A 20,215-nucleotide genomic window follows, 5' to 3' on the forward strand; every position below is an offset into this window, starting at 1 on the left:
GAACGCCCGTTGAGGGAAAACTTGTTGACTGGCCTCGCCCTGTCCCACCCTCGGATCGGGTGGCCCGCGGCGGTGGAGCGGACTCCGCGCGCCCGGCGCGCGACGCAGCGTGAGCGAGCGGCCCGGCATGGTCGGCGGCGCGGTCACGCACCGCACTCGGCGGCGACGTACGCGGAGCCGTGAGTCAAGACGTACGCCGGCGCCGCGTCAACCCCCCGTCGGTGCGGGGCGGTTCGAGGAACAGGCCAAGATTCTGCCTCGCGCCCGCGCGACGGTGAGCACCGGGGGTCCGGTCGGCGCCCCCGCGCCTGCTCCGCGAGCCGGCGCGCGCCGCCAGGCCACCCGCGCGATCACGCACCGTGATGTCACCTCAGGGCGCGACCCTTTCGGCGCGGTGGCCCGATCTCGCCGGGCGCCCGGCTCGCCGCGTACCGCCTGCTCGCCCGCGTACGTCCCGGTGGCGGCCGGTCTGTCCGGTGTGACCCCGCTTGGCCCAGCGGGCGCCGTGGCGGGCCCTGGGGCGCCGGACGGGGCCCTGCCGACGTGGCCGGGCGCGCGCCGGCGCCGGATACGGGGACGGCCCCGGCGCGGATCGCTCCGTGCCGGGGCCGTCGCCCGGGAATCCCACCCGGCGCGCGGGCGGCGAGGCCCGCGCGGTGAGTGGTGCTCAGCGCTTGGCGCGCGGTGGCTAGCGCTTGGCGCGCGAGGCCGCCCGGCCGCGCTCCTTCTGGTCGAGGACGACCTTGCGGATGCGGACCGCCTCCGGCGTCACCTCGACGCACTCGTCGTCGCGGCAGAACTCGAGGGACTGCTCCAGCGAGAGCTTGCGCGGCGGGACGATCGCCTCGAAGGAGTCGGCCGAGGCCGAGCGCATGTTGGTGAGCTTCTTCTCCTTGGTGATGTTCACGTCCATGTCGTCGGAGCGCGAGTTCTCGCCGACGATCATGCCCTCGTACACCTCGGTGCCGGGCTCGGTGAACAGCACGCCGCGCTCCTGGAGGTTGGTCATCGCGAACGCGGTGACCGAGCCCGCGCGGTCGGCGACCAGGGAGCCGTTGTTACGGGTGACCAGCTCGCCGAACCACGGCTCGTGGCCCTCGTGGATGGAGTGCGCGATGCCCGTGCCACGGGTGTTGGTCAGGAACTCCGTACGGAACCCGATCAGGCCGCGCGAGGGGACGATGAACTCCATCCGCACCCAGCCGGAGCCGTGGTTGGACATGTTGTCCATCCGGCCCTTGCGGGTGCCCATGAGCTGGGTGACCGCGCCCATGTGCTCCTCGGGCACGTCGATGGTGATGCGCTCGATCGGCTCGTGTAGCTTGCCGTCGATCTCCTTGGTGACCACCTGCGGCTTGCCGATGGTCAGCTCGAAGCCCTCCCGGCGCATCGTCTCGACCAGGATCGCGAGGGCCAGCTCGCCGCGGCCCTGCACCTCCCAGGCGTCCGGGCGCTCGGTGTCGAGCACGCGCAGCGAGACGTTACCGATCAGCTCGCGGTCCAGCCGGTCCTTGACCTGGCGGGCGGTGACCTTGCGGTCCTTGACGGCGGCCTTGGCCTCCGCGCCCTTGCCGGTGCCACCCCGGCCGACCAGCGGCGAGGTGTTGGTGCCGATCGTCATGGAGATCGCGGGCTCGTCCACGGTGATCAGCGGCAGCGCCACCGGGTTCTCCGGGTCGGCCAGCGTCTCGCCGATCATGATGTCCGGGATACCGGCGACGGCGCAGATGTCGCCCGGGCCCGCCTTCTCGGCCGGCTTGCGGGTCAGCGCCTCGGTCATCATCAGCTCGCTGATGCGCACGCTGGACACCGTGCCGTCGCGCTTGATCCACGCGACGGTCTGGCCCTTCTTCAGCTCGCCCTGCTCGACGCGGAGCAGCGCGATGCGGCCGAGGAAGTTGTCCGCGTCCAGGTTGGTCACGTGCGCCTGGAGCGAGCCGCCCTCCTCGTACTCGGGGGCCGGCACGTGCGACAGGAGGGTGGTGAAGAACGGCTCCAGGTTCTCGCTGTCGGTCGGGACGGTGCCGTCCTCCGGCTTGGTCAGCGAGGCGACGCCGTCGCGGGCGCAGGCGTAGACGATCGGGAACTCGATCTGCTCCTCGTCGGCGTCCAGGTCCAGGAAGAGGTCGTACGTCTCGTTGACGACCTCGTCGATGCGCGAGTCGGGGCGGTCGGTCTTGTTGATGCACAGGATGACCGGCATCCGGGCCGCGAGCGCCTTGCGAAGCACGAAGCGGGTCTGCGGCAGCGGACCCTCGGAGGCGTCCACCAGGAGCACGACCGCGTCCACCATCGACAGACCGCGCTCGACCTCGCCACCGAAGTCGGCGTGGCCAGGGGTGTCGATGATGTTGATGGTGATCGGGTCACCACCGTCCTTGGGGTGGTACTTGACGGCGGTGTTCTTCGCCAGGATCGTGATGCCCTTCTCACGCTCCAGGTCGTTGGAGTCCATCATCCGGTCGTCAAGCTTCTCGGCCGCGTGCGCCGCGAAGGCACCCGCCTGCTTGAGCATGGCGTCGACGAGGGTCGTCTTGCCGTGGTCGACGTGGGCGACGATGGCTACGTTACGAATATCGTGGCGCGTGGGCACTGCGGCGCTTCTCCCGGAATTGTGGATCGCGACGTACGGTCCGGTACGCGCGCTGCCGGGCAAACCTAAAGCCTCGGCCTTACCCCATGGTACGGGGCAAGGGCGGCAACGGCCGCCCTTGCCCGGCCCCCACCCCCGCCCGACACCGGTGGTTCCCAGCTCAGGGCCGCTCCACCAACCCCGGCTTTACCTGCCCTTTCCCCATCCTTCGCGTGCGGGCGGGCCCCGTCTCGGCCCCGGCCGCCCTACCGGGGCCGCTCGTCCACCGGTCTACCGCCGCTCCGCTTTGGCGTCCTCGGACTTCGCGTAGCCGATGTCCTGGTAGCGCGGGCTGGCCAGGCCGAAGGCGCCCACGTTGGCCAGGCTGGAACGGGCCGCGATCAGTTGCGGGCGCTGGAAGAGGGGCAGGGAGCCGGCGGCGGCCCAGATACGGGCGTCGGCCCGCTGGAGCAGCTTGCGCGCCGCGGACTCGTCCAGCTCGGTGGACGCCTGCTCGAAGAGCTGGTCGATCTGGTGGGTGCCGACCCGGGTGTAGTTCTGCTCCACGAGCAGCGAGCCGTCGGCCGCCGGGCGCGGCTTGGCGAAGATCGGGCGGGCGTCGGTGGCCGGGAAGGCCGTGGCCGGCCAGGAGTAGAGGGCCAGGTCGAAGTCGCCCTTGGCGACGTAGGTACGGAAGTACTGGTCGTCGGGGACGCGCACGACGTCGGTCTGGACGCCGATCCTGCCGAGCATCGCCACGATGCGCTCCCCGACCTCGCGCACCTGCTCGGTCCCGGGGCCGCTGGGCAGCACGAACCGGAGCAGCAGCGGCCGGCCGTCCTTGACCCGCACCGGCGCGCCACCGGGCAGCGCCCGGGGCCCGGTGTCCCCGGCCCGGTCGGCGCCCCGCCGGTCGCCTCCGTCGCCCGCCGGGCCCCGGCCCCGCGGGCGGTCGCGTTCCGGCTGGTCCCGGCCCGGGGCGCGGGCCACCGCGCCGGCCGCGCCCGCGGCACCCGCCTGACCCGCCGCGTCGGCGGCATCGCCGGGGGCGGGGGCGGGGTCGTCGTCGAGGGTAGGGGTGTCGGCGGCCGGGTCCGGGTCGGCCGCGGCGTCGGAGTCCGCGTCGGCGTCGGCGTCGGCATCCGCGTCGGCGTCGGCGTCGGCATCCGCGGCGTCGGAGTCCGTGTCGGCAACTGCGTCGGCAGCGGCCGGTGCGCCGGTGCGCACGCCGGTGTTCGGGCGGGCGCCGGTGCCGGTGCCGGTGCCCGGGTCCGTACCCGGGTCCGCCTCCCCGTTCTCGTCGGCGTCCCGCTTGGCGTCCGCCGACTGGCGTGGCAGGGGGCCGTCGCCCTGTTGCCAGCCCGCGTCGGCGAGCAGCGAGCGGGCCGCGGCGGCGTCCAGGCCGCCGAGGGCGCCGCTGTTGTCCCGGTATCCGTGCTGGCCCGCCATGGTCAGGTGGCTGCCGAGCGGCTTCGCCGACAGGCCGAGCGGCTCGAAGACCGCGTCGGTCAGCGCCTCGCGGTCGATGGCCCGCGCGACGGCCCGGCGCACCCGCTCGTCGGCGAGCGGCCCGGCCGTACCGTTCAGGGCGAGCTGGGTGTAGGCGGGCGCGAGGGACCTGCGGACGGTGAACGCGCCGAGCGCCCTGGTCTCGGCCGCGCGCCGGGCCGCCGCCGCGCGCTCGTCGGCCACCGCCCGTACGGCGGCGGCACGCTCCCGTCGCGGGCCGTACTCGATCACCCAGGAGCGCAGCGCGCCGGCCGCGCTGACCATGCCCGCCCGCCCGGCCCCCAGCTCGGGCGTCGTGCCGCCGGCCACGTTCGGGCCGGCCCCGGCCGGTGCCCCGCCGGCCGGCCGCTCGGCGCCCGCCACCCCGGGCGCCTCGCCGGTGCCGCCCGCCGCCGCGACGCGGTCGGCGGTGGCGGCGTCCACCTCGGCCACGTCGAGCCGGCCGGAGGCCAGCGCGGCGGCCCGCTCGGCGCGCGGCACCGGTGTCAGCACCAGCTTGTCGAGCCGCGCGGGATCGCCCCACCAGCGCGGGTTGCGCACCAGCGTCAGCGGGGCCTCGGCCTCCGCCGCGCGCCCGTGCCGGTCCCGGCCCCGGTCCTCGCGCCGCCCGTCACGCGGGCCGCGCTCCGCGCTCTGCGTCTCGGCTGCCTCGGCCGCCTCGGCCGCCTCGGCCGCGCCCGCCTCGTCGCCCGACGTGCCCGGCCCGCGATCGGCCTGCTGATCCTGCTCGGCCCGCTCGGCCTGGTCGGCCGGTCCGTCTTGGTCGGCCGGGTTGCCCTGGTCGGCCCGCCGGCCCTGCTCGGCGCGGTCCGCGTCCTGTCGGACCGGCATGAACGGGCCGGCGCTGGCCGGGAGTTGGCGCCTGGCGCCCTCGTTGAACGCCTTCGGGTCGCCCATCACGCTCTTCGGGTACAGCGGCGTGAACAGGGCCCGCCAGTCCGCGTACGGGCGGCGGAAGGTGACCTCCACCTCGCCGGGTTCGCGGCCCGGCGCGATGCGCTCGATGCGCTCGTAACCGGCGTTGCGGGCCGTCCAGTACGCCCGGTCCTTGCCCCGCAGGGCCCGCCACTGGGCCCGGAAGTCGGCCACGCCCAGCGCCCGGCCGTCGCTCCAGGCGGCCTCGGGGTTGAGTCGGTAGCGCACCACCTGTCGCGGCTCGCGGTCGGTGACCTCGGCCGACTCCAGGTAGTCGGGGTTGCGGACGGCGCGGCCCCGCGCGTCGAGGGTGAACAGCATGGGCAGCACCGCGCCGACCACCCGGTCGGTGCCGGCGTCGGCCTTCGCGTGGAAGGCGTTGAGGGTGGCGGGCCTGGCGTCCACGGCCCAGCGCACGGTGCCGCGCCCGGACAGCTCGGCTCGGGCGGCGTCGGCGACGTCGTGCGAGACTGGCGCCGCCGCCGCGTCCTCGCCCCCGGAACTACACCCGGCCAGCAGCGGAAGCGGCAGCAGCGCCCCGGCCGCGAACAGCGCGGCGCAGCGGCGGGTACGGGTCGCCGGGCCCCTCGTGACGCCGTCGACGGGCATGGCTGGTACCTCCGGGTGACTTCGCCGCTCATCGGATGGACTGATCACCCACTGAAGGCGACGGCACGTGGCACGCCACGCCGACACGGCGGGTCACAACTCAACGCCACCCGGCCGGCCTAGCCCATTCTGACCAGCGGCGTCGTGGTCGCGAAGGCGCGCCACCCGGACGGCCTAGCGGTGCCGAATCGGGCCCTCGCGCGGGTCTAGTCTTTGAGGCGGGAGGGGCGCGATATGACCGGTGTGCGCCCAGAATCCCGGCAGATCTCTTCCCAACAGCGGGCGCGGCGCGCGACACTCGCTGTCGCATGAGTGTCGCCGTCCGCAACCGCGGAAGTGAGGACAAGTCATGTCCGTGCACGATGAACTGACGGCCGTTCAGCGAAGTCTCGACGACCTGGTCCGCTCCGTCGGGCGCCTGGAGAAACAGATCGGGTCCGACAGTCTGGACGTCCGCAGGGTGCGTACCGACGCGGACCATCTCCGCGAGAGCGTCGCGCTGTTGCGCGCGGCGTCCCCCTCGGAACGGGTCCGGACGGAGCGGGTGCCCATCCCCGACACCCCCTACGACCGCACGCTGTGGGCGGACGCCGAGGACGAGGGCCTCGGCTCCCGGGAGGGCCGCGCCCCCTAGTGAAGCCGCTCCACCGCCGGCAGGCCGGGGCCCGGGCACCGGCGCGCGCCGCACGGCGCGTGGCCGCCCGGGCCGCGCCACTCCCCCGGCCGGGCGCCCCCGGAGCGCCACCACGCCGGGGCGTACGGCGGGCCCGGCGCCCGCCCGGCGCGTGCGGTGCGCCGGCGCCCCGCGACCGGCCGGTCGCCGCGGGCCAGGGCCGTACGGCCCGGCCGACGCCGGCGACCACCGCACCACCATCCCGCCCCGGTACACCCAGCCGCACCCCCGCGCGCACGCCCGTCCGCGCGCCGGCCCGCGCTCACGCACCCGCGCGGCCGCCCGTACGCCACCGGCCGCCCGGGGGCGCCGCCCACCCCGCCGCGCCGGCCCGCTCTCCGGCACCCGCCCCGCACCGCGCCACACCCGCACCACGCGCCCCGCCGCACGGCACCCGCACCACACCGCTCACCGCCCCACCCGTCCGCCACCCCGTCCCCCGTCCACCCATCGGCCCATCCACTCATCCGCCCATCCGCCCATCCGCCCGCAGATCCGAGCCGCTACCACGCCACCGCGGAGTCTCCCTTGGCCACAGGCACCGACCCCCACGTCCGGACGGGAGCGCGCGGCGTGCACGGCACGCTGCGCGCCGCCATCCCGGAACGCCACCTGCGCACCGACCGCTGGTGGCTGCCGCCCGCCGCGACCGCGGCCGGACTGCTCGCCTTCGTCGTCTACTCGACGTGGCGGGCGTTCTCCAACGCCGACTACTACGACGCGCCCTACGTCTCGCCGTTCTACTCGCCGTGCCTGGCCGAGAACTGCGAGCCGATGCGCGACGGCCCCAACTGGGCCCTGGTCGGCACCTGGTGGGGCCTGTCCCCCGCGATCCTGATCCTGATCCTGCCGCTGGGCTTCCGGCTGACCTGCTACTACTACCGCAAGGCGTACTACCGCGGCTTCTGGGCCTCGCCCCCGGCGTGCGCGGTGCCCGAGCCGCGACAGAAGTACACCGGTGAGACCCGCTTCCCGCTGATCATGCAGAACATCCACCGGTACTTCTTCTACGCCGCGATGCTCGTCGCCAGCATCCTCACCTACGACACCGTGCTCGCCTTCCGCGACGAGCACTACGAGTGGGGCCACATGGGCCTCGGCACGGTCGTCTTCCTGGCCAACGCCGTACTGCTGTGGATGTACACGCTCTCCTGCCACTCCTGCCGGCACATCGTCGGCGGGCGGCTCAAGCACTTCTCCAAGCACCCGGTGCGCTACAAGCTGTGGGGCTGGGTCGGCAAGCTCAACGCCCGGCACGCCAAGCTCGCCTGGTACTCGCTGATCAGCGTGGCGCTCGCGGACCTGTACGTGTACCTGCTGGCGATCGGAGCCTTCGACGACCCGACCATCTTCTGACACCGCCCACGGAAGCGGTGACAACGCGCCCGTGGCGCGGGCGGCGAGCCGCCCCCGGGGCCCGGGCAACTCCAAGGCTGCGAGAGGGAAACAAGAGACATGACGCAAGTCGAGCGGCAGGCGTGGGACGTCGTCGTGGTCGGCGCGGGCGGGGCGGGGCTCCGGGCCGCCATCGCGGCGCGCGAGCAGGGCATGCGCACGGCCGTCATCTGCAAGTCCCTGTTCGGCAAGGCCCACACGGTGATGGCCGAGGGCGGCATCGCGGCCAGCATGGGCAACGTCAACGAGGGCGACAACTGGCAGGTGCACTTCCGCGACACGATGCGCGGCGGGAAGTTCCTGAACCACTGGCGGATGGCCGAGCTGCACGCGCGCGAAGCCCCCGACCGGGTCTGGGAGTTGGAGACCTGGGGCGCGCTGTTCGACCGTACGGCCGACGGCCGGATCTCGCAGCGCAACTTCGGCGGCCACGAGTACCCGCGCCTGGCCCACGTCGGCGACCGCACCGGGCTCGAACTGATCCGCACCCTCCAGCAGAAGATCGTCTCGCTGCAACAGGAGGACGAGCGGGAGTTCGGCGACCACGAGGCGCGGCTCAAGGTGTTCCAGGAGTGCACCGTCACCCGCGTGCTCAAGGAGGCGGGGCCCGCGGGCGGGGACGGGGCGCGGGTGGCCGGCGTCTTCGGCTACGAGCGCGAGTCGGGCCGCTTCTTCGTCATCGAGGCGCCGTCGGTGGTGCTGGCCACCGGCGGCATCGGCAAGTCCTTCAAGGTGACCTCGAACTCCTGGGAGTACACCGGCGACGGGCACGCGCTGGCGCTGCTGGCCGGCGCCCCGCTGATCAACATGGAGTTCGTGCAGTTCCACCCGACGGGCATGGTCTGGCCGCCGTCGGTCAAGGGCATCCTGGTCACCGAGTCGGTGCGGGGCGACGGCGGGGTGCTGCGCAACAGCGAGGGCAAGCGGTTCATGTTCGACTACATCCCGGAGGTCTTCAAGGACAAGTACGCCCTCACCGAGGAGGAGGGCGACCGCTGGTACGAGGACCCGGACAACAACCGCCGCCCGCCCGAACTGCTGCCCCGCGACGAGGTGGCCCGCGCCATCAACGCCGAGGTGAAGGCCGGCCGCGGCTCACCGCACGGCGGCGTCTTCCTCGACGTGTCCACCCGGATGCCGGCCGAGACCATCAAGCGGCGGCTGCCGTCCATGCACCACCAGTTCAAGGAGCTGGCGGACGTGGACATCACGGCCGAGCCGATGGAGGTCGGCCCGACCTGCCACTACGTCATGGGCGGCGTCGAGGTGGACCCGGACACGGCGGCGGCCACCGGCGTGCCGGGCCTGTTCGCCGCGGGCGAGGTCGCCGGCGGGATGCACGGCTCCAACCGACTGGGCGGCAACTCGCTCTCCGACCTGCTGGTCTTCGGCCGCAGGGCGGGCCTGTACGCGGCGCGCCACGCCGCTGACGTCGGCGCCGACCGGCCGGTGGTCGCGGCGGCCGACGCCGCGGCGGCCGAGGCGGAGGCGCTGCGCCCGTTCAGCGCCGAGGAGGCGAGCGCGGGCCCGGCCGGCGGGCCGGTGGAGAACCCGTACACGCTGCACCAGGAACTCCAGCAGGCGATGAACGACCTGGTGGGCATCATCCGGCGGCACGAGGAGATGGCCGAGGCGCTGCACCGGCTGGCCGGGCTGCGGGCGCGGGCCAGGCGGGCCGGCGTCGAGGGGCACCGGCAGTTCAACCCGGGCTGGCACCTGGCGCTCGACCTGCGCAACATGCTGCTGGTCAGCGAGTGCGTCGCGCGGGCGGCGCTGGAGCGTACGGAGAGCCGCGGCGGACACACCCGCGACGACCATCCCGCGATGGACCGGGCCTGGCGCACGGTCAACCTCCAGTGCCGGCTGGCGACCGAGGAGGCGCAGGCGGCGGAGCCGGTGGGCGGCGCGGCGAACGGGCCGGTGGGCGTGGGTGACACGGGCCTCGCGGGTGGCGCGGCGAGTGGGGCCGAGCCCGTCGCCGAGCCCGGGCTCGGCGGCCTGGTCAGCGACCAGTCCGGGCAGATCGCGCTGGCCCGCAAGGCGACGCCGCCGATCAGGCCGGACCTGCTCCAGCTCTTCGAGAGGGACGAACTGGTGAAGTATCTGACGGATGAGGAGCTGAGCCGGTGAGCTACCAGGCGCACTTCAAGGTGTGGCGCGGCGACGCCGAGGGCGGCGGGCTGCGCGACTTCACCGTCGAGGTCAACGAGGGCGAGGTGGTGCTCGACATCATCCACCGGCTCCAGGCGACCCAGGCCCCCGACCTGGCGGTGCGCTGGAACTGCAAGGCCGGCAAGTGCGGCTCGTGCAGTGCCGAGATCAACGGCCGGCCACGGCTGCTGTGCATGACGCGGATGTCGGTCTTCGAGGAGAGCGAGACCATCACGGTGACGCCGATGCGGGCGTTCCCGGTGATGCGGGACCTGGTCACGGACGTCTCGTTCAACTACGCCAAGGCCCGCGAGATCCCCGCGTTCGTGCCACCGGCCGAGCTGGGTCCCGGCGAGTACCGGATGGCCCAGCAGGACGTGGAGCGCTCGCAGGAGTTCCGCAAGTGCATCGAGTGCTTCCTGTGCCAGGACACGTGCCACGTGGTGCGGGACTTCGAGGAGAACAAGGCCGCGTTCGCCGGGCCGCGCTTCCTGATGCGCGTCGCCGAACTCGACATGCACCCGCTGGACGCCGCCGACGAGGCCGGCATCGACCGCAAGCGCACCGCCCAGGAGGAACACGGCCTCGGCTACTGCAACATCACCAAGTGCTGCACCGAGGTGTGTCCGGAGGGCATCCGGATCACCGACAACGCGCTGATCCCGCTGAAGGAGCGCGCGGTGGACCGCAAGTACGACCCGCTGGTGTGGCTGGGCAACAAGATCAGGCGCCGCGGGCAGTGACCCGGCCACGGCGCGGGGCCGCCCCCGCGCCGTGCGCCGGCCCGCGACGGAATCCGCCCCGCGCCCGGCGGGGGCCACCTCCCATGCCGTACGACCGCTCAACCCATGCCCGTACGACTGCTCACCTCGCGCCCGTACGAGCGCCCAACTCCCCCTCGTACGAGCGCTCGACTCCCGCCCGTACGGGCCGACGTGGTCGCGTGGCACGGCCTCAGTACATGCTCAGCAGCGCCTCGGTGGGGTCCACGCCGCTCGTTTCGCCGCTCGGCAGGGCCAGCTCGAACCAGACGGTCTTGCCACGGGGCGTGCGCCGGCTGCCCCAGGCCGCGCTGAGCAGCCCGACCAACTGGAGGCCGCGCCCGCCCTCGTCCGTGTCGCGGGCCCGGCGGCGGCGCGGCTGCACCAGGCCGCCGTCCCACACCTCGCACACCAGGCCCCGGTCGAGCAGCAGCCGCACGCGTATCTCGCCGCCCTGCTTCGCCGGCGGCACGCCCAGCTCGCCGTACCGCAGGGCGTTCGTCACCAGCTCGCTGACCAGCAGCTCGGTCGTGTCCACCAGGGCCTCAAGGCCCCACTCGCGCAACTGCTGGCAGGCCAGTTCGCGGGCCCGGCCCACCGACCGAGGCTCGCGCGGCAGCCGCCAGTCGCCGACCGCGTGCGCGGGCAGCCCCTGCATCCGCGCCATCAGCAGGGCCGTGTCGTCCTCGCCGTGGTGCGTGTCGAGGGCGTTCAGGACGTGGTCGCAGATGCCCTCAAGGGGGCTGGCGTCGTCCGCGGCGACGGGCGGGTCGGTCAGCGCGGCGCGCAGCGCCTCGATGCCCACGTCCAGGGAGTGGTCCCGCGACTCGACGAGCCCGTCCGTGTACAGCGCGAGCAGCGCCCCGTCCGGCAGCTCGAACTCCATCTCCTCGAAGGGTTCGCCGCCCACGCCGAGCGGCATCCCCGGCGGCAGCTCCACCAGTCGCGGCTGACCGCCCTGCGGGACGAGGACCGGCGGCAGATGCCCGGCGTTGGCGATGGTGCACCGCCGGGTGACCGGGTCGTAGACGGCGTACACGCAGGTCGCGAGGTAGATCTCGGACAGGTCGGAGTCGCCGGCCACGCCACGGGCCCCGGCCGACCTGCCGCCACGGGCCGGGCCCTGGCGGCCCGCCGTGCGGGTGGAGGCGCGGGTGGTGCCGGGCGCGCCGAGGCCGTGCGCGATCTCGTCCAGGGCGGTCATCACCTCGGCCGGCTCCAGGTCGAGCATGGCCAGCGTGCGCACGGCGGTGCGCAGTTCGCCCATGGCCACGGCCGCGCGCAGGCCGCGCCCCATCACGTCGCCGACGACCAGCGCGGTGCGGTGCCCGGGCAGCTCTATGACGTCGTACCAGTCGCCGCCCACCTCGGTGGCCTCGCTGCCGGGCAGGTAGCGGCAGGCGATGTCGAGCCCGGCCGCCTCCGGGTCGCCCGGCGGCAGCAGGCTGCGCTGGAGGATCAGCGCGCGCTCGTGCTCGCGGCGGTAGAGGCGGGCGTTGTCGATGCACACGGCGGCGCGGGCGGCGAGTTCGACGGCGAGCGCGGTGTCGCGCTCGCCGAACGGCTCGCTGCCCTTCGCGCGGGAGAACTGGACCAGGCCCACCACGGTGTCCCGGGCCACCATCGGCACCGCGAGCGTGGACTGGACGACCGCGCCCAGCTCGGGCCCGGCGTCCGGGTCGGCGCCGCTGTCCCGGCCGGGGACGACGCGTACCTGCCCGGTGCTCAGGGCGGTGGCGCAGGGCGAGTGCGGCGGGTACCGGTGCGCCTCGCCGACCTGCACCGGCCGCCGGCCCGCCGCGCGCCGCGCCCGGTCGCCGAAGGAGGTGGCGCCGCCCGAGCCGGCCGGGCCGGGCGCGCCGGCGTGGCTCGCGGCGCCGGGTATGCCGAGGCCGATGGGGCCCGCCAGGTCGTCGGGCTCGGCCTCGGGGTAGCCGGAGAGCGCCACCGGGCCGTCGGAGACGGCGCTGGCGAAGGCGACCCGGCGCAGTGGCGCGCTGCCCTTGGCCGGCTCGCCGGTGCGCCCGCGCTTCGGGCTCGCGGGGCGGGTCGCGGTCCGCAGCTCCGGGACCGCCTCGTCGCCGGCGAGCAGGCCCTGGTAGAGGTCGACCGAGGCCAGGTCGCAGAACTGCGGCACGGCGACGGCCAGCAGTTCGCGGGCGGTGGTCTCCAGGTCGAGCGAGGTCCCGATGCGGGCCCCGGCCTCGTTGAGCAGCGCGAGGTTGCGCCGCACGCCGGCGGCCTCCTGCTCGGCGCGGCGCCGTCCGGTGATGTCGATGACCAGCCCGGCGACGCCGATCGGCCGCCCTGAGCCGCCGTGCAGCCGGTAGAACGAGACCTGCCAGCGGTGCCGCTCGGTCTCGCCGTACCGCGAGCCGACGATCTGCATCCCGGTGACCGGCGTCCCGGTCTCGATCACCCGGCGCAGCGAGGCGCTGAACCGTTCGGCCTCGGCGCGCGGCAGGAAGTCGTACGGGGTGCGCCCGCGGTGCCAGTCGACGGGACGGCCGAACGCGCGGGCGAAGCACTCGTTGACCCGCATCAGGCGCAAATTCTTGTCCGCGAAGAAGAAGCCCAGGGGAGATTGACCGAAAACGGCCTGCGAGGCCGCGAGGTCGGTCTCGATCTGACGCAGCGCGCTGACGTCCACCGCGATGCACAGCGCGGAGCGCTCGCCCATGTCGTTCCGGGTGGGCATCAGATAGATCTCGGCGAGCCCGTACGGCCCGTCGCCGAGCTCGTCGCGCGGGTCACGGCCGCCCACCCAGGTACGGCCCGTGCCCCGCGCCACGGGCGGGTCCGGACACTCGTCGGCGCCGCCCGCACCGCGCTGGCCGGGCACGGGGGGCGCCTCCGGGGCGCCGTACGGGCCGGGGGCGGCATGCGTCGCGGGGGCGGCGTGCGGGGCCGGGGCGGGCGCGTCGGATATCGGGCCGCCGGAGCCGGGGCCGCCGGGCGCGGGGGCCGGGCCGTCCGGCGGGGTGGTGGGGTTTGCCTGGGCGGCCGGGGCGGTGCCGGGCGGGGTGCTGGTGTGCTGGTCGGAGGGGGTGGGCTTGGGGCGCAGGTACGGTACGAGGCCGGTCCACTCCCGGCCGTCGAGCAGCTCGGCGACCTTGCGGTGGCCCTGCTCGCGCAGCTCGTGCGGGACGAAGACCTCCACCGGGTCGCGGCCTATCGCCTCGTGCGCCGGCACGCCGAGGAGTTCGGCCGCGCGCTCGCTCCACTGGTCCACGCGCCCGTCCGGGCCCAGCGAGAAGGAGGCCACCTGGACGTAGTCGTAGATGGAGCCCGGCGGACTGCCCTGCCACATCGGTGCCGACATCGGCGCGGTCTCCGTCCCGTCGGGCGTCCCCGCTCCCGCTGGCATGTCGCTCACTGCCCGTCTCCTCCGGCTCAGGTGCTAGGACCGGCCCAGAAGGCCGAGTATCCAGCACTCCAGCCAATCCCTGCACGGCCTTCACGATCACAGCACGGTCTCGACGCACTCTCGTGCGACGTGGCGATCGCGAACGCTCGACAAGCCGTCCCCCGGGTCCAACACGAACCCGTTCGGGCTTCAGCGGCCCCCCATCGGACCCACATCAGCCCCCGAGGGGCCATGGCGTGACGGCCAGGCCCCCGTCGCCGCGAAGGGTCTCGCCGGCCGCTCATCGCGGCAGGCCAGGCCGCTCTCGCAGACCGCTGCTGCCTGACTCCTCACCAGGCAAGCTCGACTCTAACCAGACAGTTCAGGGGAGAGGCCAGCCCGGTGGGCTCATCTCCCGGCGCACGCGCCCCACGCGTTACTCCAGCGCCCACGCCCCCGGTCTTGACGCGCCCGCCTCCTTCGGCCCGCTTCCGGTGGGCTCACTCGGCGGCGGGGAGGGTGAGTTCGAACCAGACGGTCTTGCCCACCGTGCCCCGCCGCGTCCCCCAGCGCCGGGACGCGCAGGCCACCAACTGGAGCCCGCGCCCGCCCTCGTCCTCGGGATCGGCGGCGCGCTCCCGAGGCGGGTCCTCCACCGGGTCCGACACCTCGACCAACAGCGCCCGCCCGCCGGCGTCAGGCAGCGGCCGGAAGTACATGCGCACGCCGATCGGGCCGCTCGCGTACCGCAGCGAGTTGGTGACCAGCTCGCTGACCAGCAAGACCGTCACATCGCTCATCGCCTTAAGGCCCCAGTCCGCCAGCGCGTCCCGCACCAGCTCCCGAGCCTGGCGCACGGAGTCGGGCGCCGCGGGAAAGCTCCACTCGGCGAAGCCGGGCGTGGACGCCACGGCTCCTGCGCTGTCGTTCACGCCCACCACTTCCCCTGAACGCCGACGAGCCCCATCGAATTGTCCACGTTAGACGGGGTTAATCAGCACATACCCGATATTCGGGTGGGCCTATCGTCCGAGCGGCAGCACGGTGCCACATTCGGCCTACCGGGGCCCGCCACGGCGGGGCGCTCCAGAGGTGACCGCCCGGACGCCCGAGCCCGTACGGCGAGGCCCGGCCGCGGCCCGGCCGGATGGGGGCCCGAGCCGGGCGCCGTGGGGGCCCGAGCCGGGCGCGGCCCTACGTCAACTCGCCGCCGGCCCGAAGATCGTCGAAGAGAAGCTGGTCGACCGGCGGCACCAGCGGACGGTGCGCGTACGAGAACCAGGCCAGCTCCGCGATCTCGCTGCTCGCCGACAACGTCCCCCGGTACTCCGCCGTGTAACAGCTCATCCGCACCACGGCACCGCCCGGCACCCCGGACGCCTCGGCCTCGTACGTGGCCACATGCCGCGCGCTGGCCGCGTCCAGAACCACGGTCAACTCTTCCTCGATCTCCCGCAGCAGGGTCTCCAGGTCACTCTCCGCCCCCTCCCGCTTGCCACCGGGGATGTAGAAGACGTCCTTGCCCCGGGGCCGGGCACAGAGAATCCTGCCGCCCTCCACCCGCACCCACGCCACCGTGTCGATCAGTTCCGCCGCCATCACTGCGCCTCCGCCATCGCCATCCGTCCCGCGTCAGCCAGGACCCTAACGAGCGGGGGCACCCACCCGCCGGGCCGCGCTTCGCGGCGCGCGGCCGGGCATCGGGTCGCGCCAGCCCGGCCGGAGGGCCTGGTCGCCGGGGTCGCCGGGTTGCCCGGTCGCGGGGTCGCCGGGTTGCCCGGTCGCCGGCAGGGGGCGGCGGCTCGGTGGGGCGTGGGGTGAGAGTGAGGTCCCGCTACTGGCCTGCGCGCTCGGGGAGTCGCGCGGTGCGGGGGTGTGCCGTGGAACGGGGTGTGCGGGGTGGGTCAGGCGGTGCGTCGTGGCGCGGTGGAGCGTTCCACCACGTAGAGCTGGCAGGCGCCGCGCGCGTGGAGGCGGTCGGCCACCTGCTCGGCCTCCGTCTTGGTGGCGTACCGCCCGACGCGGTAGCGGTTGCCGTTGTCGTCCTGGCGGACGACCAGCCACGGCAGCGTCGGCTCGGGGCCGCTGTCAGTCATCCCGCACCCCCTCGCTCGGCCGGTCGTCCCCCGGCGTACGCCCTCGACATTCGTTCTGGGAAACCACGATCCGCATATGCCCGAGCCTACGCCCGACCCTTACGGAGCGGATACGGATTCTCACCAAGAGGTACGCATCCGGCCACCGCGCGCCCGCGTCACGGGCGCGCGGGCGCGGCGAACGGCCCCGGACCAGCCGGCACACATCGGCACATCCGATGCGATAGCGAGCGGGGCCGGGGCCGGGCCGGCGGGGTGGGCCGGTGGTGGGCGGTGCCGGGGCGCGGGGGCGGTGGGTGTCGGGGCGGGGGCCGGTCAGCGGACCGGCAGGTGGTAGGCGACGCGGTAGCGGTCGGCGGAGGTCACCACGTCGGCGGTCTCGACGGGCCGGCCCCCCGCGTAGTACGTACGCGAGATGACCAGAACCGCGTGGCCGGGGACGCCGCCGAGGGCGTGCGTCTCCTCGGCGAGGCCGGGGCGCGCCGAGACCTCCTCCACGACGTTGTCCACCACCAGGTCGATGGCCGCCATCCGGTCCACCACGCCGCGCCCGGCCAACGGGCCCTCCTCGGGCAGCAGCACCGGCGTGCGGCCCGTGATGGACAGCGGCTCCCAGGACGTGGAGAGCATGGCGGGCTCGTTGAAGGCGCGGAACACGTAGCGCGTGCGCATCACGCGCTCGCCGGGCTCGATGAGCAGCCGGGCGGCGATGTCCGAGGTGGCCTCCTCCTGCATGCTGCTCGCGTCCCAGGTGCCGGGCACCGTCTCGTCGGCCTGCTCCTGGCGGAAGGTCGTGCAGTCGGCGACCGTGCGGTACCCGGTGCGGATCAGGCGGCGTGGCACGGGGCGCTCGCGCACGTACGTGCCGGAGCCGGAGCGGCCCTCGACCAGGCCCTCGGCCATCAGCACCTTGCGCGCCTCCAGGGCGACCGTGTCGGAGACCCCGTACTCCTCGCGGATGCGGGCCTGCGAGGGCAGGCGGGTGCGCGGCGGCAGATCACCGGTGACGATCTTCTGCCGGAGCTCACCGGCCACGCGGAGATAAGCGGGCTGCTCGCCAAAGGCCACGGCCCCTCCCAGTTTCAACAGGTCCCAGCGGGTTAACGGACCGCATCAGCTTGGCAACCGTGCGAGAACACGGGCAACCTTTGGGCTGCGAATCACCCGATGTGATGCATTGCTGGTCAGGAATGGACTATTCCCGCGCGTTTCCGCTAGTTACGGGCTCGGAGCGCCCTCCGTGCGCGCGGCTCGGCCCGGCTGCTCATCGCCCTGCCGCCCTCCCCGTTCGCCGCCCGCTACAGCGACGCGAGGAAGTCCAGTACCCGGCGCCAGGTCAGCTCGGCCGCCTCGGGGTCGTGGTCGGGGAGGTCGGGGTCGGTGTAGAAGTGGCCGGCGCCCGGGTAGCGGAAGACCTCCAGCGCGACGCCGGCCGCGTGCGCCGCGTGGCGCAGGGCCGTCACGCGCTCCGGCGGCGCGAACGCGTCCGGGTCCGCGGCGTGCAACTGCGCCCGCAGCCCGGGGCGGGCGGCGGCGGGCAGTTCGGCGGCGGCGTGAAGGAGCAGCACGCCCGCCGTGGCGGGGCGCTCGGGCCAGAGGTCGCCGACGACGCCGGTGCCCATGGACACGCCGGCCAGCACCGTCTCCTCCGGCAGTCCCACCAGGGCCCGCCGCGCCCGCTCGACCACGGTGTCCCAGCCGACCCGGTCGAGCAGTCCGAACCCCTCGTCGAGGGTGGTGGCCACCGCGCCGGCGAACAGGTCCGGCGCGACGACCTCGTGCCCGGCCCGGCGAAGCCGCTCGGCGGCGCCGAGTTCGACGGGGCGTAGACCGAGGACGGAGTGGAACAGCGCGATGGTGGCCATGGGACATCATGCTCCGCGATCGGAGGCTGGGGACGGGGCCCGGGGGCCGAAGCCGGGGGGTTGGAGCCGGGGGTCGGGCCCAAGCGACCTCAGCGATCTCGGTGGCGCGGCGATCTCGGTGGCGCGGCGACCTCAGTGGTCGCGGTAGGCGGCCTGGTGGGCCATGGTGGACAGTTCCGCCGCCCACTCCGGGCTGATGTCCGCGGCCCGTACCGCCTCGCAGGCCACCTTGACGCGTTCCTCGATGACGGCCTCGACCCGGTCCCGGATGCCCGTCGCGACCAGCGTCGCGTACAGCTCGTCCGCGTCGGTGCCGGCCAGGTCGTCGCCGACCAGGTCGCTGACCGCGGGCTCGTCGCGCAGCGCGAAGGACATCAGCAGCGTCATCTTGTGCTGGCGGAAGTCGAGTTGGCTGGGCTTTCCGGTGGCGTCGGTGTCGCCGAAGGCGTCCAGCAGGTCGTCGCGGAACTGGAACGCCTCGCCGACCGCGAGGCCGTACTCCTCGAACGCGGCCAGCGTCTCCTCGCTGCCGCCGGCGAGCAGCCCGCCGAGGGACAGGGGCCGCGAGATGGTGTACCGGCCGGACTTGAACAGGGCGATGTGGCGGGCCAGTTCGGGGTCGGGGCTGAACCGGGCCGCTGCCCTGATGTCCAGGTACTGCCCCGCCATCAGCTCCGTGCACAGCTCGCCCCACACGCCGCGCACCCGTGGCGGCGCCCCGGCCGCGAGCCGGTTGGCGTACGTCAGGGCCAGGTCGCCGGCGAGCACGGCGACGCCCTCGCCGTAGCGCCGAGGCTCGCCGCGCCAGCCCTCGCGCCGGTGCAGTTCGGCGTGGGCCACGTGCGCGGTGGGCTTGTTGCGGCGCAGCTCGGACGCGTCCATCACGTCGTCGTGCAGCAGCGCGAAGGTGTGCAGCGCCTCCAGGGCCGCGGCCACGTCCACGACCTCGGGCGCGGCCGGGTCGCCACCGGCGGCCAGGTAGCCGGCCGCGCAGAAGGCGGGCCGCAGCCGCTTGCCGCCGCTGAAGACCACCTCGGCGATGACGTCCACCAGGGCGACCGAGTCGGGGTTGGCGGCGTGCCACTCGCGGCGCTCGGCGGCGAGCAGGTCCTCCAGCCGGCCCTGCACCCCGCCCAGCAGCCGACCCAGTTCGGCGCGGGCTGCGGTCGGGTCCTCGGCCGTGGCCACGGGGGTCTTCGACACGGTTCCGGTCACGGCGTCTCCCTGCTAACGGGGCGAACGGGGCGGGTTCGTCGGGCGGTACGGCGACCAGGCGGCGTCCTACCGCGCGGGCCTGGTGCCGGCGTGCGCGAACAGGCTGCCGGGGATCGAGAACACCACGTCCTCGGTGGTCGTGGTCACGCTGCCGATGTCCCCGTAGCCCAACTCCGTCAGCCGTGTCACCAGTTCCTGCACCAGCACCTCGGGGGCGCTGGCCCCGGCGGTGACACCCACGGACTCCACGCCCTCAAGCCACCGCTCGTCCAGCTTGGAGACGTCGTTGACCAGGTAGGACCGGGTGCCCTGGCGGATGGCGACCTCGACCATGCGCACCGAGTTGCTGGAGTTGTCGGAGCCGACGACGAGGACCAGGTCGGACTGGGCCGCGATGTCCTTGACCGCGTTCTGCCGGTTCTGGCTCGCGTAGCAGATGTCGTCGCTGCCGGGGCCCTTGATGTCGGGGAAGCGGCGGGTCAGCTCGTCGATGATGTCCTTGGTCTCGTCCAGCGAGAGCGTGGTCTGGGTGAGGTAGGACAGGTTGGTGCCGGGCTCGAACTCCAGGCGCCGCGCGTCCTCCACGGTCTCCACCACGATCGTGTCCTCGGGCGCCTCGCCGACCGTGCCCTCGACCTCCTCGTGGTTGGCGTGGCCGATCAGCAGGATCTTGTTGCCGGCGCCCGACGAGCGGATGGCCGCCTGGTGGACCTTGGACACCAGCGGGCAGGTCGCGTCGATCACCTTGAGTTCACGGTCGACCGCGTTTCCGCGGACCGCCGGCGACACGCCGTGCGCGGAAAACACGCAGATCGAGCCTTCCGGAACCTCGTCTTCGGAATCGACGAAAATCGCGCCCTGCTTCTCGAGTTCACTCACGACATGCTGGTTGTGCACGATCTGCTTACGTACGTAAACGGGGGCCCCATACAGTTCCAGGGCCTTCTCCACCATGCCGATCGCACGTTCCACGCCGGCGCAGAATCCTCGCGGCTCGGCCATGATGATTCGCTTCCGCCGCTGCTGCGGGGATGTGAGCGTGGTGTCACTTACCGAAGGCATCGACTGCTCCCTGCAGGCATCGAGGACATCGAACGGGTAGCGCACG

Annotated in this window: 14 protein-coding genes; 4 read left to right on the plus strand and 10 right to left on the minus strand. The window is 73.9% G+C overall.

The annotated features are described in order from the left end of the window. Positions 1–688: 688 nt before the first annotated feature. Together typA and H7H31_RS11065 are read right to left on the minus strand one after the other, a co-directional pair. Positions 689–2,593 (minus strand): translational GTPase TypA, encoded by a 1,905-nt coding sequence (gene typA, locus H7H31_RS11060; RefSeq protein WP_176163860.1) that lies wholly within the window; start codon positions 2,591–2,593, stop codon positions 689–691. A gap of 270 nt (positions 2,594–2,863) precedes the next feature. Then, entirely contained in the window at positions 2,864–5,605 is a 2,742-nt protein-coding gene (locus H7H31_RS11065) for an ABC transporter substrate-binding protein (protein ID WP_187060032.1), read from the minus strand. 349 nt (positions 5,606–5,954) lie between these two features. Here H7H31_RS11065 and H7H31_RS11070 point away from each other — a divergent pair, with 349 nt between their 5' ends. The 4 genes from H7H31_RS11070 (at position 5,955) to H7H31_RS11085 (ending at position 10,567) form a co-directional block, all read left to right on the plus strand. After that, the gene (locus tag H7H31_RS11070; RefSeq protein WP_187060033.1) at positions 5,955–6,239 is read left to right on the plus strand and encodes a hypothetical protein; all 285 of its coding nucleotides are present in this window, start codon (positions 5,955–5,957) and stop codon (positions 6,237–6,239) included. A 567-nt stretch (positions 6,240–6,806) separates the two neighbouring features. Beyond that, positions 6,807–7,634, plus strand: a complete 828-nt coding sequence (locus H7H31_RS11075) for a hypothetical protein (protein ID WP_187060690.1) — start codon at positions 6,807–6,809, stop codon at positions 7,632–7,634. 99 nt (positions 7,635–7,733) lie between these two features. After that, a complete protein-coding gene (locus tag H7H31_RS11080) occupies positions 7,734–9,803 on the plus strand; it encodes a fumarate reductase/succinate dehydrogenase flavoprotein subunit (protein WP_187060691.1) in 2,070 nt (689 codons plus the stop codon). Continuing rightward, positions 9,800–10,567 carry a succinate dehydrogenase/fumarate reductase iron-sulfur subunit gene (locus tag H7H31_RS11085; RefSeq protein WP_176163855.1) on the plus strand — a complete coding sequence of 256 codons (768 nt, stop codon included), beginning with the start codon at positions 9,800–9,802 and terminating at the stop codon, positions 10,565–10,567. The genes H7H31_RS11080 and H7H31_RS11085 overlap by 4 nt, the downstream gene beginning before the upstream one ends. Positions 10,568–10,778: 211 nt before the next feature. Here the strand turns inward: H7H31_RS11085 and H7H31_RS11090 are convergent, their stop codons facing one another. The 8 genes from H7H31_RS11090 to H7H31_RS11130 form a co-directional block, all read right to left on the minus strand. Next, positions 10,779–13,952, minus strand: a complete 3,174-nt coding sequence (locus H7H31_RS11090) for a SpoIIE family protein phosphatase (protein ID WP_372455964.1) — start codon at positions 13,950–13,952, stop codon at positions 10,779–10,781. A 479-nt stretch (positions 13,953–14,431) separates the two neighbouring features. After that, positions 14,432–14,872 (minus strand): ATP-binding protein, encoded by a 441-nt coding sequence (locus tag H7H31_RS11100; protein WP_187059812.1) that lies wholly within the window; start codon positions 14,870–14,872, stop codon positions 14,432–14,434. 253 nt (positions 14,873–15,125) lie between these two features. Continuing rightward, positions 15,126–15,530 carry an NUDIX hydrolase gene (locus tag H7H31_RS11105; protein ID WP_187059813.1) on the minus strand — a complete coding sequence of 135 codons (405 nt, stop codon included), beginning with the start codon at positions 15,528–15,530 and terminating at the stop codon, positions 15,126–15,128. 305 nt (positions 15,531–15,835) lie between these two features. Then, positions 15,836–16,027: an SPOR domain-containing protein gene (locus H7H31_RS11110; protein ID WP_176163852.1), complete on the minus strand. Its 192-nt coding sequence runs from the start codon at positions 16,025–16,027 to the stop codon at positions 15,836–15,838. A 315-nt stretch (positions 16,028–16,342) separates the two neighbouring features. Beyond that, positions 16,343–17,095, minus strand: a complete 753-nt coding sequence (locus H7H31_RS11115) for a GntR family transcriptional regulator (protein ID WP_187059631.1) — start codon at positions 17,093–17,095, stop codon at positions 16,343–16,345. Positions 17,096–17,325: 230 nt separating this feature from the next. Further along, the gene (locus H7H31_RS11120) at positions 17,326–17,892 is read right to left on the minus strand and encodes a dienelactone hydrolase family protein (protein WP_187059632.1); all 567 of its coding nucleotides are present in this window, start codon (positions 17,890–17,892) and stop codon (positions 17,326–17,328) included. Positions 17,893–18,024: 132 nt separating this feature from the next. Continuing rightward, positions 18,025–19,107: a polyprenyl synthetase family protein gene (locus H7H31_RS11125; protein ID WP_232109791.1), complete on the minus strand. Its 1,083-nt coding sequence runs from the start codon at positions 19,105–19,107 to the stop codon at positions 18,025–18,027. 66 nt (positions 19,108–19,173) lie between these two features. After that, positions 19,174–20,169 (minus strand): 4-hydroxy-3-methylbut-2-enyl diphosphate reductase, encoded by a 996-nt coding sequence (locus H7H31_RS11130; RefSeq protein WP_187063477.1) that lies wholly within the window; start codon positions 20,167–20,169, stop codon positions 19,174–19,176. Positions 20,170–20,215: the final 46 nt, after the last annotated feature.

The organism is Streptomyces buecherae, from assembly GCF_014295035.1.
GTDB lineage: Bacteria > Actinomycetota > Actinomycetes > Streptomycetales > Streptomycetaceae > Streptomyces > Streptomyces youssoufiensis.